Below are 14,807 nucleotides of genomic sequence, written 5' to 3'. Positions count from 1 at the left end.
GAATTCGTAGGGCGGGCAAAGACGCGAAGCGTCGTGCCCACCTTCTTCTTTTTTGCGACGACCTAATGGTAGGCGCGCTACGCTTTGCCCACCCTACGAGACTGCCTACTGCTTCTCGATCTTCGCGTTCGTGATCAGCTTCTCCCACAGCACGAGCTGCTCGTTCACGAAGCTGCCAAGCTGCTCCGGCGTACCGGAGAAGGCGTCCATGCCGAGGGTGGCGAGCTTGGCCTTGATCTCCGGATTCTCGACGATCTTCCTGATCTCGGCGTTGAGCCGCGTCACGATCTCCTTCGGCATGCCGGCCGGGCCGAAATAGCCCTGCCATGACGAGATGTCGAAGTCCGGCACGCCGGCTTCCTGCATCGAGGGCAGATGCGGCACCAGCGGTGAGCGCTCCTTGGTGGTGACCGCGAGCGCGCGCAGCGCGTTGCCGTTGACATGCGGCAGGCCAGTCAGGATGTCGACGAACATCATCGAGACGCGGCCGCCCATGACGTCGTTGAGCGCCGGCGGCGAGCTCTTGTAGGGCACGTGCAACAGGTCGAGCTCGGCATTGTGCGCAAAGGTCGCGCCCGACACGATCGCCGAGGAAGAGCCCGAGGCATAACTCAGCTTGCCCGGATTGGCCTTGCCATAGGCGACCAGCTCGCCAACGGTCTTGGCCGGCACTTCCGGATTGATGACCAGCATGAAGGGCAAATCGCCGGTACGCGCGATCGGCGTGAAATCCTTGACCGGATCGTAAGTGAGGCTCTTGAGCAGGAACGGATTGGCCGAATGCGTGGTGTTGGTCGTCACCAGCAGCGTGTAGCCGTCGGGCGCGGCGCGCGCGACATAGGTCGCGGCGAGCATGCCGTTGGCACCCGCCTTGTTCTCGATCACGATGCCGACGCCGAGCGCCTGCGACAGATGCTGCGAGATCAGCCGCGTCGTGGTGTCGGTGCCGCTGCCGGCGGCGAACGGCAGCACCAGCGTGATGTTGCGGCTCGGATAATTGTCGGCCTGGGCCGTGGATGCAGCGGCGAGGCACAGCGCGGCCGCGCCGATGGCACGCAGGTTTCGAATCAACGCTGAAATCATGTCTGGACGTTCCCTCTTTTCGTTGGCGGGGAACGTAGCTTGTCAAAACCGGATTCGAAAGATGGCCGTAGGTAGTGAACGCGTCCGCGCCGCGGAATTACTTCACCGCAGAACCCTGGCGCGAGGCGATCACGACGCCGGCAAGCACCAGCGCGTAGCCGATCAAGTGGAACGGCTGGAGCTTTTCGCCGAGCAGCAGGATCGCCAGCGCCGAGCCGAACACCGGCACCAGATGGAAGAACGGCGCGGCGCGGTTCGGCCCGATCAGCGCGACGCCGCGGTTGAAGAAGAGATAGGCCAGCGTCGAGGGGAAAATCAGGATGTAGCCGAGAGTCGCCAGCGTCATCCCGTCGAATTGCAGCACGCGGCCGCTTGCCGCCTCCCAGATCGCGGTCGGCAGCAGCATGGTCGCGCCGCAGCAGGTGGTGAAGGAGAGAAATGAGAGCTGATGGATCTTCGGCCGCCGCGGGATGAAGGCCGAGTAGAGACCGAACGCCACCAGCGAGGAGGCGAACATGATGTCGCCCCTGTTGAAGCTGATGCTCGCGAGCGCGGCGAGATCGCCGCGCAGGATGATGATCAGCACGCCGGCAAGCGAGATCGCGATGCCCGCGAACTGCGCGCCGGTCAGCCGCACCCCGAACAGCGCCAGCGACCACAGCGCCACGAACAGCGGACCTGCCGACTGGATCAGCAGCGCGTTCAGCGCTTCCGTATATTGCATCGCCCAGTACGAGATCGCGTTGTTGAAGGCAAAGCCCACCAGCGACAGGAACAGCATCAGGGGAAGGCTGTTGCGCAAGGCGGGCCAGTCACGCTTCAGATGCGGCCATGCGAATGGCAACAGGATCAGGAACACGCCGAACCAGCGGATCGTGGTCACCGTCAGCGGCGGCACATGCGCACCGACATGGCGCGCGAGCACGATGTTGCCCGCCCAGAACAGCGAGCTCAGGCTGAGCAGCAGATAAGGCTGGTTGTTGAGCCAACTGGCTGGATTGGAGGCCGGTGGCGCGGGCGAAGCGATCGTCATTGGCGTCGGATACGAGCTTGCGCCGGATTGCCGTCGTGGCACAAGCCACGCAGCCGCAATGCTACAATGCAGACATGAACCGGGGAGGCGCCTTTGGCGGTTAATATGTTGAACATCGAGGGCCTGGAACGGCTCGATCCAAATGCGCCGGTGGTGATGCTGAACCTGATGCGCTTCCACGCGCGTTCGCGCGACGGCAACGGCTCCGGCTGGGATGCTTATCTGCGCTACAGCGCGATCACCGTGCCGATGATCAAGGCGCGCGGCGGCACCTTGCTCTGGACGGGCGAGGCCAAGGCGGTCGCGCTCGGACCGCAGGAGGGGAACGACTGGGATTTCGTCGCGCTGGTCCTCTATCCGTCGGTCACAGCCTTCCTCGACATGATGACATCGGAGGCCTACGAGACGCAGGCCGACCCGCATCGCGTCAACGGCTGCGCCGAGCACGTCATCATTGCCACCAGCGAGGCGTACAGCAAGCTTACGGCAAAGTAGCGCGCGCTCTTTCCCTCTCCCCTTGTGGGAGAGGGTGGCTCGCCGCGATAGCGGCGAGACGGGTGAGGGGTCTCTCTCCGCGCGTCCAACTCTCATTTGAGTGCGCGGATGGAGACCCCTCATCCGGCGCTTCGCGCCACCTTCTCCCACAAGGGGAGAAGGAAGAAGGGGCATCACGACGACATTTACTTCTTCCGTTCCGCGCTTCCACGCTGGTCCGGCGTCAACGCATCCACGGCCGCGTGGCATGCCGTCTGTAACAGGCGGCAGACCCCCGCGGCCGAGCGCTGCCGGCTCAGCGCTGCAAAAGTCGGATAGCTCGTCAGCACGAAGATCAGGTCGACCGCGTCCTGCGCGGCCCGCTTGGCCGCGCGTTTCTCCGTGATGCGCGCGACAAGTCCGGTCAGCAGCTCCCGCCGGCGCTCGTTGCGCGCGAGCAGGGCCTCGCCGAACTCGGGATCGGTCGCGATCGCCTGATTCAGCGCGCCGATGGCGGGGTCGTGCGCCCAGAAGTTGCAGAAGATTGTGACGATGCGGTCGAGGGCGGCCCGCGGGTCCGCCATCGTCATCACTTCAGCGAGATCGAACAGCCCGCCCCGGCGGGCGATGTCGTCGAACACGGCTTCCAACAATCCGCGCCGCGATCCGAACTGGTTGTAGACGGTCAGCCGCGTGACGCCGGCCGCCTTCGCGACGACGTCGAGGGAGAAGCTCGCAATGCTCGCGTCCTTGCGCAAGAGGCGCGCGCCGGCCGCGATGATGCGCTCGCGCGTCTCCGCCGCCGCGGAAGCCCGCGCGGAGCTCACATAGTTGCGCTTCGGCATGGCCTTGCCATTCTGTTGACGTATTGACTATACATATTGTATATCCAATTTAGGAGCTGGTTCGGAGCTTGCCATGCACACCGCCCTTGTGATCGCCCTGTCGCTTCACGTGTTGTCATCCGTGTTCTGGGCGGGATCAAGCTTCGCGTTGGCCCGCATCGGCGGAGTGGGCGGCGAGCAACTGGTCTTTCCACAACTCGGCGCGGCGACAATTGCGATCCTGACCGGCGGCTATCTCGGACATCTCGTTCATGCCGGCAGCTTCGGCACGACAGAGCAGGTGCTCGCGGTCGGCGCGGTCTGCGCGCTGATCGCGGCCGGTGTTCAGGCGGCAATCGGGTCCCCGTGCGCTCGCGGCCTTGCGTCGTGGCGTCGGCAATCCGGAGGATCTGCGTTCACGTATCGCCGGGGCTCAACGCGTGGCGGCGGGCCTGCTCGGCATCGCCGCGCTCTGCATGGGCGCAGCGCGCTACATCTGAAGGATGCCTAGCTCGCCTGCTTCCGCGACGCCACGAACACGCCCGACAGCACCAATGCAAAACCGATGAAGTGGAACGCCTGCGGGCGCTCGCCCAAAAAGACCATCGCCATGATCGAGCCGAACACCGGCACGACGTGGAAGAACGGCGCGGCGCGGTTGGCGCCGATCAGCCGGACGCCGCGGTTGAAGCAGAGATAAGCGAGCGTCGAGGGGAACACCGCGACATAGAACAGGGTCAGCAGGTTCGGCCCGTCGAGCTTCATCACGGGGCGCGCGAACAATTCCCAGATCTCCAGCGGAATGAGGCAGGCGGCGCCGCAGCCGAAGGTGAAGGCGAGGAACGAGAGGCCGTGCATCGGTGGACGCTTCAAGGTCAGCACCGAATAGAGCGCGAAAATGACGAGCGCGACGATGAAGATGAGGTCGCCCTTGTTGAACTCGATGTTCGACAGCGTGGTGAAATCGCCATGCAGCAGGATCGTGAGCACGCCGCACATCGACAGCAGCACGCCGAAGGTCTGCGCCGCGGTGAGTCGGAGGCCGAGAATGGCCAGCGACCATAATGCCACGATCAGCGGCGCGGCCGACTGGAGCAGCAGCGTGTTCAGCGCCTGGGTATGCTCCAGCGCCCAATATTGCAGCGTGTTGAAGGCGCCGATACCGGTGACCGAGAGCATGACCATCAGGCCGAGCCGCCCGCGGATCGCGGCCCAGTCCTGCGCAAGATGCTTCCAGGCGAACGGCAGCACCAACAGGAACGCGAGGAACCAGCGCAGGAACGACAGCGTCACCGGCGGGATGTGGCCGGCGGCGAGCCGACCGACGATGGCGTTGCCGGCCCAGCACAGCGCGGTGATGCTGAGCAGTAGGTAGGGCTGGTTGGCGATCCAGCTGTGACCGGATGTATCGGTGCCGGTGGTCTGGGCGGTTGCGGACATTGTGATCGTCATGGCCCCGCGGATAGCGCCGAGCGCCCCGGCCCGGAAAGGTCCGGGCCGGCTCATCGCCCGGCTCTGCTCAAAGACACGGAAATCGAGATCGCATCAACGGGGGGCGGATGCATCGCGACTATGCAGGGACTGACATGGCGCCTTACGCTTTGGTCGAAGCCCGTTCCGCCGTTCCCTGAGGCTTCTGGATTTTCAGGGGATATCAAAGGCTTGGGTCGGGCTTTGGACCTCGAAAAAGCCCCGTTCTTGCTTGCCTAGAGGGGCTGCTTCCTTTATCCGGTTGGCTGCCTTGCGTGCGGGCGGCTCCGGCCGCCGATTGGGCTGGGCGCAGGCATGATCCCGGAAGAGTGGGCACCGGTTTTCCGCGAGGATCATGCCTCCTAGAGACAGATTGAACAGGGATTACCCGCGAATGGCCAACGTTGTCGTCGTCGGCGCCCAGTGGGGCGACGAAGGGAAGGGCAAGATCGTCGACTGGTTGTCGGAGCAGGCGGACATCGTCGTCCGCTTCCAGGGCGGCCATAACGCCGGCCATACGCTGGTGATCAACGGCAAGACCTACAAGCTCGCGCTGCTGCCCTCCGGCGTGCTGCGCGAGGGCAAGCTGTCGGTGATCGGCAATGGCGTGGTGTTCGATCCGGCCGCCTTCCTCGACGAGGTCGCCAAGCTCAGGGCGCAGGGGGTCGAAGTCAGCCCAGACAATCTGCGCATCGCGGAAAACGTCACGCTGATCCTGCCGCTGCACCGCGAGCTCGATGCGCACCGCGAATCCGCCAGCGCAGCGACCGCGATCGGGACGACGCGCCGCGGCATTGGCCCGGCCTATGAGGACAAGGTCGGCCGCCGCGCCATCCGCCTGATGGATCTTGCCGATCATCAGACCCTGCCGCACAAGATCGACCGCCTGCTGGCGCATCACAACGCGCTGCGCCGTGGCCTCAACCTGCCGGAATTCGACAGCGCGGTGATCCTGAAAGAGCTGATGGCGATGGCGCCGCAGCTGCTGCCCTACGCCGAGACGGTATGGCGGCTGCTCGACATCGAGCGGCGCGCCGGCAAACGCATGCTGTTCGAGGGCGCGCAAGGCGCGCTGCTAGACGTCGATCACGGCACTTATCCCTACGTCACCTCGTCCAACACCGTGGCGGCGCAGGCCGCGACCGGCGCCGGCCTCGGGCCGGGCGCGGTCGGCTACGTGCTTGGCCTGTGCAAGGCCTACACGACCCGCGTCGGCCAGGGCCCGTTCCCGACCGAGCAGGACAACGAGACCGGCCGCAAGATCGGCGAGCGCGGCCGCGAGTTCGGCACCAATACCGGGCGGCCCCGCCGTTGCGGCTGGTTCGACGCCGTGCTGGTCCGCCAGGCGGTCCGGACCTGTGGCATCAACGGCCTGGCGCTGACCAAGCTGGACATTCTCGACGGCTTCGACACGATCGAGGTCTGCACTGGCTACAAGCTCGACGGCAAGGAGATCGACCATTTCCCGGCCGGCGAGGGCGCGCAAAGCCGGGTCGAGCCGATCTACGAGACCATCGAGGGCTGGAAGGAGCCGACCGCCAGCGCGCGGTCCTGGGCCGACCTGCCGGCTCAGGCCATCAAATATGTCCGCCGGATCGAGGAATTGGTCGGCTGCCCGGTCGCTCTGCTTTCCACCAGCCCCGAACGCGAGGATACTATCCTGGTGCAAAATCCGTTTGAGGCTTAACGATATCTTACCGGGACGCGCGTATAGTTGAGTTGAAATGGCTGATTACTATCCGCTGATCGCCCGCGCAATTGCCGCCCTGGATCCCAACGCTCCCGGCGAAAGCCGTCGCGCGCTCTATGAGCGGGCGCGCACGGCGCTGATCGCGCAGCTCCGCAGCGTGCAGCCGCCGCTCTCCGAATCCGAGATCACCCGCGAACGGCTGTCGCTGGAAGAGGCCGTCCGCAAGGTCGAATCGGAGGCCGCCCAGCGCGCCCGCGAGGCCTCGCGCCCCGGTGGGGGCGCGCGCAGCAGCGGCAGCGGCGATGCCTTCCGCCGGGCCAGCGCCCGCGCCGCCGAAGGCAACGCTCCCGCATCTCAGCCGGCCGCACCGCGCACGCGTCCGGCCCCGACCCCGCCGCGTGCCGACCGCCCGTCCTTCAACGTCGATGACCAGGACGAGGCGCCGCGGCCGCCGCGCGCGCCGCGTTTCGACGCCCCGCGCCAGCCCGGCCCGTCCGCGCCGCCGCCGGAGCCGCCGGCGCCTCCACCGGCCGGACGCGATCGCGCGGGTGCGCGCCGTCCGCCGGACATGGGCCCGCCGCCACCGCTGCCACCCGCACCGGGCGTGCGCGGCTTCCGCGACATCACGGCCGATGCCAACGATCTCGGCGGTGCTGCCGCGCAGGCGAGCCGTGCCGCGCGCCGCACCTACGCCAATGTGCCCTCGCCCTCACCGGAGTTCGACCGGCTGGAGCCGAGCCTGGAAAACCGTAGCGGCGAGGCAGAGGCGCCCTATTCCTACGACGAGTTGATCGAGGAGGCCGAGCGCTACGCGTCGCAGTCGCCGCGTCCGCGCATCGCGGCCGAGCGCGACGCCAAGAAGCGCGTCCGCACCGGCTCCGCCTTCCCGTTCAAGAGCGCGATCGCCGTCGGCATCGTGCTGATCCTAGTCGGTGCCGGCATCCTCTGGGGCAAGCAGCTGGTCCAGGTCGTCAACGGCTTTCTCAAGCCGTCCGCGACCCAGGTGGTGGAGGCGCCGAGTCCGGCCCAGCCGCAGAGCAAGCCGAAGATCCCGGATCGCGTCGGCCAGCCTTCGGCGAGCGACCAGCCGGTCGCGCCCGTGGCGCAGAAGGTCGTGCTCTATGACGAGGATCCGTCCGATCCGAAGGGCAAGCAATATGTCGGCTCGGTGGTGTGGCGGCTGGAGCCGATCAAGGCGTCCGGCAACCAGAAGGCCGACCTCGCCGTGCGCGCCGACATCGAGATCCCCGACCGCAAGTTCAAGATGACGATGTCGTTCCGCCGCAATACCGACTCCTCGCTGCCGGCGAGCCACACCGCGGAACTGACCTTCATCCTGCCGCAGGATTTTCCCGGCGGCAGCGTCTCCAACGTGCCGGGCATCCTGATGAAGTCGAACGAGCAGGCGCGCGGTACGCCGCTCGCCGGCCTCGCGGTCAAGGTCACCGACGGCTTCTTCCTGGTCGGCCTGTCCAATGTCGACGCCGACCGCTCCCGCAACGTCCAGCTCCTGAAGGAGCGCTCATGGTTCGACGTGCCGCTGGTCTACGCCAACCAGCGCCGCGCCATCATCGCGATCGAGAAGGGCGCCCCCGGCGAGCGCGCCTTCAACGACGCGTTCGCGCAATGGGGCGATTGAAGCGCGATGAGTTTTGTTTGAATTGATGCGAGCCCAGGGTTCACCTCTCCCGCAGGGAGAGGTCAGATCGCATCGAGAGATGCGATCTGGGTGAGGGGTTACAGTCTCACTGTTCGCTGCGGTCCCTCACCCGGATTGCTGTGCAATCCGGCCTCTCCCCGGCGGGGAGAGGTGAACCGAGCCTCAATGATCCAGCCGAAATCAATCCGGCGCTACTGCGCCGCCGCTTCCCGCTTGCGCGATGCTGCGGCAGCTGCGTGCTCGCGGTCCATGACGGCGCGGCAGGCAGGGCTGACACGCGCCTTGTTCCGCACCATGCAGGCGGTGATCCTGGGGATATCAGGGATTTCACTGGAGCACAGCCGCATCGCATCGCCCGAGCACATCTGCTGCGCTTCGGACGAGAAGGCGAGACCAGGTGATGACTGGAATGCGACGGCGGTGGTGGCGACGGCGAAGAGAGCTGCGATCGTCTGAGAGCGTGTCATGCGGATTGGGTCCCCGAGTTCCGTGGGCTTGAGCCACTTGGTTTTTGGGGCGCCGCACGCGGCTTGATCTGCCGCATGTCTCAGCCTTCACGTCGGGAACTCAATCCCGCATGTGGTCGCTCGATTTCCTGATGTTCGAATCGAAAAGTGCTGCGCCGCCCGAAGCGAAGTATGCGCCATTGTCACGCGGCTGCAATGGTCAGCGCAAAGGAATTCGCAATTGTTGCACGCGAGTCACGTCGCGCGCGATCAGATCGGCCGATCGGAGGATGCGCTCGCTTGTTCTGCATCGCTCGCGCCGAGAGCGGCGGCGTGTTCCTCGACGGCGGTGACGCCCTTGGGCGTGAGCTCGAACAGATCGCCGTCCTTCATCACATAGCCATCGGCGATCAGTTCGCCGATCTTGCCGTGGCGGTCGTCGGCGAAGGCAACCGACTGGCTGATGTCCCGCAGGATCGAGAGTTGTTCGTCGCGCAGCATGGCTTCACACTCCGTTCGCGGGTTCCGGTCCTCACATGCCGTGGCTCTGAAACACCTTGCTGCAAGACTTCGACAGCTTGGCCCGGTTGGCCTGCAGGCAGCTCTGAACCGCGCTGTCATTGCCGAGGTCCTTGCGGCACAGGCGCGATGCATCCCGCGAGCAGGCCTTCTGCTCCTGCGGCGTGCCCATGTGGCCTTGGCCTTGGGCAAGAGCAGGTGCGTTCGACAGACCGGTCAGGGCTGCCAGCGCGATTGTCGCCAGAACGAGTTGACGGGCCATCGGCGGCTCCGATCTGCCAGGGTTAAATTCAGGTCCTGCATGAACTCATCGCCCTGCCACTTGTTCCCCTCAAGGAGGCTTGCGCCCCGCTATTCAAGGTTCCCGTGGCGCTGCTATAAGGCTGGCGAAGTTGAGGGGATGCTCGATGAAACGCTATCTGGTGTTTGCGCTGGTCGGCCCGTTCGTCGGCGGGTTCCTGCTGCTGCTGACGACGACCTATCAGTCCGGCTATTGGGCCCAGACCAGCCTCGGCGAGGTTGGCAAGCTGTTCGCTGTGTTCTTCAAGTCCCTGCAATACAGCTATCTGTTCGGCATCCTGCCCTCGGTGATGCTTGGCGCGGTCGACAACATCCTGGTCCACATCAGGCGGATCGGCCCGGGCTTGCGGATGCTGCTGGTCGGCCTGCTCGCCTTCGTCCTGGCCTCGCTGATCTACAGCTCGCGCGGGCCGGATTCGGGCGCGGTGCAGTTCATCCTGTACGGCCTCGTCGGGTTCGTGCCCGCGGTGATTTCGTCCTGGCTCGTGCATAGATATGTCGAGGAGCCGCAAGCCGTGGCGGCACCGACCTGAGCGCGCGACCATCGGGCGCGGCGCCGCAACCTCTGCCGCGGCACCGCGTTCTTTGGAGGCCATGACCATGTCCGACGACGATATCCTTGCTCCGCGCCGATCCCGTTCGGGAAGCGGCTCGCGGGCGACCTTTTCAGGCAAGGAGGCGCGCGGGCCGATCATCGACCAGGAGGGGCACGAGATCCGTCCCGAGACGCTGGAGCAGGGGTTTCGCGAGTTTCGCTTCGAGTTCGGCCAAGGCAATCCGTTCGGCAATCTGACGCGCGAGCAGCGGATCGCGCGGCTCGAGGCGATCGCAAAGTTGCTCGATGTCGCCTTCATCCTGCCCGGCACCAACATCCGCTACGGCATCGACGGGCTGATCGGACTGATCCCGGTCGTCGGCGACATCATCACCACCGCGATCTCGTTGTGGCTGGTGCGCGAGGCGAGGGCGCTGGGCGCGCCCTGGTACATCACGGCGCGCATGCTCGGCAATGTCGCGGTCGACGGCGTGGTCGGCATGGTGCCGTTCGCGGGCGACGCCTTCGACGTCATGTTCCGCGCCAACATGCGCAACGTGCGCCTGCTCCGCCGCTGGCTGGAGAAGCAGCCGCGGATCTGAAGCCCTAGGAATTTTGATGAGCCGTTCGAGCGTCAGGCTCGCTGCACCTCTCCCGCTTGCGGGAGAGGTCGGCGCGTAGCGCCGGGTGGGGGTTTTCGCCTCTTGGGGGTTCTCGATCGCGGGGATACCCTCACCCCAGCCCTCTCCCGCAAGCGGGAGAGGGAGAACTAACAATGCAAAAAGCGCGATGGCCCTTCGGCCATCGCGCCTTCTGCGCACATCGGAGGCTTGCGCTTACGCCGCGTCGGCGTCGGTGCTGGCATCAGCCTTGCGGCGACGGGGCAGCGGGAAGGCTTCGCTCTCATAGAGCGAGCGGATGCCGTTCTGGTCGAAGCGCGCTTCCTCGACCTGGAGATAGGCGCCGTTCAGCGAATCCGTCGGCAACTGCTCCATCGCGAACTGCACGGCTTCGGCCGCGGTGCCGAACCGGCGATAGGTGAAGCCCGCCCGCTTCTTCTTGCGGATCGCGGCGGGAAAAGTTCGGCGGAGGTGTTGAAGTTGAACGGACGCAGTGGACGCATGGTCAAAGACCTCGTGATCTTCTCTGGGGCTTTAAGCGCGTGGGGTTGGGGAGGGCAGAGGTCGCAATCGAGCGGGCCCGCCACACATGTCATTTTCGCCCCCTAATATAGGCCGTTTTGACAGAAATGCGACCCCTGCGATGGGAGAACGTGAATCCGCGCATGGCAGCCCCGCGCACGAAATAAATCAAGCAATTTCAATGCGTTACATAGTTTACAACTTGCCAAGAAGCAACAGCACGACAAGCACCACCAGCACGACGCCACCGATCCCCATGCCGGAATGGCCAAGGCCATAGCCATAACCGCCGAAGCGGCCGGACAGGCCGCCCACGAGATAGATGATCACCAGGATGATCAGGATGGTCCCGAGTGACATGGCATCCCTCCCTGGCGGCCGCCAAAATGCGCTGATCGGCCGCACCGCCAGAGGAGAAAAGCACATCAAGCCGCCGGGTTCCATGCTGGAACCCGGCGAGCGCGAGCTTATTTCGGCTCGAGCTTCAGCGCGGCGGAGTTGATGCAGTAACGCAGGCCGGTCGGCCCGGGGCCGTCGGGGAAGACATGGCCGAGATGGCCGCTGCACTTGGAGCACAGAACCTCGGTGCGGATCATGCCGTGGCTGGTGTCGCGCTCCTCGTCGATATGGCTCTCGACCGCGGGCTCGGTGAAGCTCGGCCAGCCGCAGCCGGAATCGAACTTGGCGTCGGACTCGAACAACACGTTGCCGCAGCCGGCGCAGACGTAAGTGCCGGCGCGCTCGTCGTGCTCATATTCGCCGGAGAAGGGACGCTCGGTCGCCTTCTCGCGCAGCACCGCGTACTGCATCGGCGTCAGCTCGCGCCGCCACTGCTCTTCGCTCTTGATGACCTTGTCGTCCGTTATTTTCGTCTTGGCGTCGGGCATGGGTCTCCCGTTTCTCTCGTGATCTCGCGATCAGTTGGTTGCCTTGCTGGCATTCACCAGCGTCGGCTTCTCAATGTAATTATCCGCGAACAGCTTTTTCAGGTTCTCGACCTTGGGGAGGTCGTTATAGGCAATGTAGGGCTGGTTCGGGTGCAGCGTCAGATAGTCCTGATGATAGGCCTCCGCCGGATAGAATGCCTCCAGCGCACCGACCTTGGTCACGATCGGCTTGTTGAAGACGCGGGCGCCATTGAGCTGGGCGATATAGGCCTCCGCCACCTTCTTCTGCTCGTCGGAGGTGGTGAAGATCGCCGAGCGGTATTGCGAGCCCACGTCAGGGCCCTGGCGGTTGAGCTGGGTCGGGTCGTGCACCACCGAGAAGTAGATCTGGAGGATCTTTCCGTAGGAGATCTTCTTCGGGTCGTACTTGATCTCGACGGACTCGGCGTGGCCGGTGCGGCCGCTGGAGACAGTCTGGTAGTCGGCGGTCGCCTTGGTGCCGCCGGCATAGCCGGAGACGGCATTGACGACGCCCGCGGTGTGCTGGAAGACGCCCTGAACGCCCCAGAAGCAGCCGCCGGCGATGACGGCGGTCTGGATGCCGCTCGCGGGCGCTGCATCCATGGCGGGGGTGGGGATCACGACCGCATCCTCCGCAGCCCGGGACGGCATGGCAAAAGCCAGCGTCAGGGCGGCGGTTGCGGCGAACAGGGACAGGGCGACAGGTCGGCGCATGGCGATCCTCTTTCCGAAGGTCTGACAGTCTAGGGCGGCCGGCGTCGGGCGAACAGCCTGCGCGGCGGCGTTTTCGATCATCCGAGATACGGGGACGGGGGGCGATCGTTACGCCGGGACGGACACGAGTCCGTGAGAAGTGGCTTCGGACCGCGCGACTTGGCGGGATCGGGAACTCCGCGCTAGATGAACCCGCACGATCGATGATCGACCTAGAAAAATGGTGGCTAGAGCTGGCCTGATAACATGCTGCGCGTCATTTCCCTGATCCTCGTCGTCCTGGCCACGGGCACGGCGCACGCCGAAGCCGGTGACGACCTTGCCATCTGCCGTGACCGCCAGGCGGAGCTTCAGGCCCGCGCGACGGCCTGCGACAATCTGCTCAACGCCGACCGTGTCGCCGGCAAGGACAAGGCGATCGCGCTGTCCGTGCGCGGCAACACGCTGATCAACAAGCGCGACTACGTCCACGCCATCGAAGTCCTGTCCACGGCCCTCGACCTCGATCCCGATTATGTCGTAGCGCTCAACCTGCGCGGCCTCGCCCATGAGCGCAGGGGCGAGGACGACCTCGCAATGGCCGACTACAACCTCGCGCTCCAGAAGCGGCCGGCCTACGGCGTTCCCTACAACAACCGCGGCGTCATCCAGGCGCGCCGGGGGGCGCTGCAAAGTGCGCTCGACGATTTCAGCCTGTCGATCAAATACACGCCCAAATTCCTGCTCGGCTGGACCAACCGTGCCCGCGTGCGCACGCTGATGAAGGATTTCGATGGCGCGATCGCCGACTTTGCGGAAGCCGAGAAGATCGATCCGGCCGCGCCGCAGATCGCGGCCAATCGCTGCATCACCTATGGCATGATGGGCAAGTACGCGCAGGCCCTTGCCGACTGCAACGGCCTGATCGAGAAGCAGCCGAAGAACGTGTTTGCGATCAACAACCGCGCCGACGTCAACATGATGAAGGGCGATCTCGACACCGCGCTGAAGGACTACAACACGGCCATCCAGATCAACCCCAACAATGTCCGCGCCCATTCCGGCCGCGGCCAGATCTACGAGCGCAGGAAGGATCTCGCCCAGGCGCGCGCCGATTACCGCGCCGCGGCCTATTCGCTGACCAGGTTCGACGAGACCGAGGTTGCGCGCGCCCGCGCTATCGCCCAGGAGCGGCTCGCCGCGCTGACGCCGCAAACGCCGGGCGGCGCGGCCGTCGGGCGCCGCGTCGCGCTGGTGATCGGCAACGGCGCTTACAAGAACGTGCATGCATTGCCCAATCCGCCGCGCGACTCCAAGCTGATCGCGGGCGTGCTGCGCGATCTCGGCTTTCAGACCGTGATGTCCACGAGCGACCTCACCCGCGACAAATTCTTCCAGACGCTGCAGGCCTTCGCCGAGGAAGCGGAAAAGGCCGATTGGGCCGTGGTGTACTATGCCGGCCACGGTTTCGAGATCGGCGGCGTGAACTATCTCGTTCCGGTCGACGCAAAGCTCACTGCGGACAAGGACGCCGAGACCGAAGCGGTCGCGCTGGAGCAGGTGATCGCCGCCGTCGGCGCCGCGCGGAAAGTGCGTCTCGTGGTCCTGGATGCCTGCCGCGACAATCCGTTCGCGCCGACCATGCAGCGCACGCTGGCACTGAAACTGGTCGACAGGGGCTTCTCCAACATCGAGCCCGGTGCCGGCTTCATGGTGGTCTACGCCGCCAAGCACGGCGAGACCGCGATGGACGGCGACGGCAGCGCCAACAGCCCGTTCGCCACCGCGCTCGCCCGCGAAATCAGGCAGCCGCGCGTCGAGATCAGGAAATTGTTCGACATCATCCGTGACGACGTCTGGGCCGCCACCCGGCACGAACAGCAGCCGTTCACCTACGGCTCGCCGCCGGGGCGCGAGGATTTTTATTTTGTTGCGAGGAAGTGAGGGGGCGTGTGGGACGCGAGACGCGCGCCTCATGCGCGGTCCCGTAGGGTGGGCAAAGCGAAGCGTGCCCACGATTCTCGATGCGT

Annotated in this window: 17 protein-coding genes and 1 pseudogene; 7 read left to right on the top strand and 11 right to left on the bottom strand. The window is 65.4% G+C overall.

Annotated features, from left to right (window positions below; translation table 11 throughout):
* Positions 1-105: 105 nt before the first annotated feature.
* Positions 106-1,083 (bottom strand): Bug family tripartite tricarboxylate transporter substrate binding protein, encoded by a 978-nt coding sequence (locus ACSKB8_RS18985; RefSeq protein ID WP_438105656.1) that lies wholly within the window; start codon positions 1,081-1,083, stop codon positions 106-108.
* Between the two features lie 97 nt (positions 1,084-1,180).
* Positions 1,181-2,116: a DMT family transporter gene (locus ACSKB8_RS18980; RefSeq protein ID WP_438105655.1), complete on the bottom strand. Its 936-nt coding sequence runs from the start codon at positions 2,114-2,116 to the stop codon at positions 1,181-1,183.
* A 93-nt stretch (positions 2,117-2,209) separates the two neighbouring features.
* Here ACSKB8_RS18980 and ACSKB8_RS18975 point away from each other — a divergent pair, with 93 nt between their 5' ends.
* Positions 2,210-2,611, top strand: coding sequence for a DUF1330 domain-containing protein (locus ACSKB8_RS18975; RefSeq protein WP_438105654.1), 402 nt, complete (start codon positions 2,210-2,212; stop codon positions 2,609-2,611).
* 185 nt (positions 2,612-2,796) lie between these two features.
* On the opposite strand, the gene ACSKB8_RS18970 is transcribed toward ACSKB8_RS18975, so the two are convergent.
* Entirely contained in the window at positions 2,797-3,435 is a 639-nt protein-coding gene (locus tag ACSKB8_RS18970) for a TetR/AcrR family transcriptional regulator (RefSeq protein WP_438105653.1), read from the bottom strand.
* 73 nt (positions 3,436-3,508) lie between these two features.
* Here ACSKB8_RS18970 and ACSKB8_RS18965 point away from each other — a divergent pair, with 73 nt between their 5' ends.
* Complete coding sequence (locus ACSKB8_RS18965; RefSeq protein WP_438105652.1) at positions 3,509-3,925, top strand: hypothetical protein; 417 nt, start codon at positions 3,509-3,511, stop codon at positions 3,923-3,925.
* Here ACSKB8_RS18965 and ACSKB8_RS18960 read toward each other — a convergent pair.
* Positions 3,922-4,854, bottom strand: coding sequence for a DMT family transporter (locus ACSKB8_RS18960; RefSeq protein ID WP_438105651.1), 933 nt, complete (start codon positions 4,852-4,854; stop codon positions 3,922-3,924). The two genes, ACSKB8_RS18965 and ACSKB8_RS18960, sit on opposite strands and share 4 nt — an antisense overlap.
* Before the next feature lie 424 nt (positions 4,855-5,278).
* Here ACSKB8_RS18960 and ACSKB8_RS18955 point away from each other — a divergent pair, with 424 nt between their 5' ends.
* Together ACSKB8_RS18955 and ACSKB8_RS18950 are read left to right on the top strand one after the other, a co-directional pair.
* Positions 5,279-6,571 (top strand): adenylosuccinate synthase, encoded by a 1,293-nt coding sequence (locus tag ACSKB8_RS18955; RefSeq protein ID WP_091888310.1) that lies wholly within the window; start codon positions 5,279-5,281, stop codon positions 6,569-6,571.
* Between the two features lie 37 nt (positions 6,572-6,608).
* A complete protein-coding gene (locus ACSKB8_RS18950) occupies positions 6,609-8,213 on the top strand; it encodes a hypothetical protein (protein WP_438105650.1) in 1,605 nt (534 codons plus the stop codon).
* A gap of 212 nt (positions 8,214-8,425) precedes the next feature.
* On the opposite strand, the gene ACSKB8_RS18945 is transcribed toward ACSKB8_RS18950, so the two are convergent.
* The 3 genes from ACSKB8_RS18945 to ACSKB8_RS18935 all read right to left on the bottom strand — a co-directional run bounded on the left by ACSKB8_RS18945 (position 8,426) and on the right by ACSKB8_RS18935 (position 9,461).
* Positions 8,426-8,701, bottom strand: coding sequence for a hypothetical protein (locus ACSKB8_RS18945; RefSeq protein WP_244551141.1), 276 nt, complete (start codon positions 8,699-8,701; stop codon positions 8,426-8,428).
* Between the two features lie 249 nt (positions 8,702-8,950).
* Complete coding sequence (locus ACSKB8_RS18940) at positions 8,951-9,181, bottom strand: hypothetical protein (protein WP_370988253.1); 231 nt, start codon at positions 9,179-9,181, stop codon at positions 8,951-8,953.
* A 31-nt stretch (positions 9,182-9,212) separates the two neighbouring features.
* Positions 9,213-9,461 (bottom strand): hypothetical protein, encoded by a 249-nt coding sequence (locus ACSKB8_RS18935; protein ID WP_091888316.1) that lies wholly within the window; start codon positions 9,459-9,461, stop codon positions 9,213-9,215.
* Between the two features lie 145 nt (positions 9,462-9,606).
* On the opposite strand from ACSKB8_RS18935, the gene ACSKB8_RS18930 reads away from it, so the two are divergent.
* Positions 9,607-10,032, top strand: a complete 426-nt coding sequence (locus ACSKB8_RS18930) for a DUF5413 family protein (RefSeq protein WP_438105649.1) — start codon at positions 9,607-9,609, stop codon at positions 10,030-10,032.
* A gap of 61 nt (positions 10,033-10,093) precedes the next feature.
* On the top strand, positions 10,094-10,636 hold the full coding sequence (locus ACSKB8_RS18925; protein ID WP_091888320.1) for a DUF4112 domain-containing protein: 543 nt from the start codon (positions 10,094-10,096) through the stop codon (positions 10,634-10,636).
* Positions 10,637-10,870: 234 nt separating this feature from the next.
* On the opposite strand, the pseudogene ACSKB8_RS18920 reads toward ACSKB8_RS18925, so the two are convergent.
* The 4 genes and pseudogenes from ACSKB8_RS18920 to msrA form a co-directional block, all read right to left on the bottom strand.
* Positions 10,871-11,157: pseudogene (locus ACSKB8_RS18920) on the bottom strand (hypothetical protein).
* Between the two features lie 214 nt (positions 11,158-11,371).
* A complete protein-coding gene (locus tag ACSKB8_RS18915) occupies positions 11,372-11,536 on the bottom strand; it encodes a DUF3309 family protein (RefSeq protein WP_091888324.1) in 165 nt (54 codons plus the stop codon).
* Between the two features lie 107 nt (positions 11,537-11,643).
* A complete protein-coding gene (gene msrB / locus ACSKB8_RS18910) occupies positions 11,644-12,063 on the bottom strand; it encodes a peptide-methionine (R)-S-oxide reductase MsrB (RefSeq protein WP_128936446.1) in 420 nt (139 codons plus the stop codon).
* Between the two features lie 30 nt (positions 12,064-12,093).
* Positions 12,094-12,798, bottom strand: a complete 705-nt coding sequence (msrA, locus tag ACSKB8_RS18905; protein ID WP_438105648.1) for a peptide-methionine (S)-S-oxide reductase MsrA — start codon at positions 12,796-12,798, stop codon at positions 12,094-12,096.
* A gap of 246 nt (positions 12,799-13,044) precedes the next feature.
* Between msrA and ACSKB8_RS18900 the strand changes: the two genes are divergently transcribed.
* Positions 13,045-14,721, top strand: a complete 1,677-nt coding sequence (locus ACSKB8_RS18900) for a caspase family protein (RefSeq protein WP_438105647.1) — start codon at positions 13,045-13,047, stop codon at positions 14,719-14,721.
* Positions 14,722-14,807 lie beyond the last annotated feature (86 nt).

The sequence above is a fragment of the Bradyrhizobium sp. BR 1432 genome (assembly GCF_051547705.1).
GTDB lineage: Bacteria > Pseudomonadota > Alphaproteobacteria > Rhizobiales > Xanthobacteraceae > Bradyrhizobium > Bradyrhizobium zhanjiangense.
This window is presented reverse-complemented; position numbering and strand designations above follow the sequence as displayed.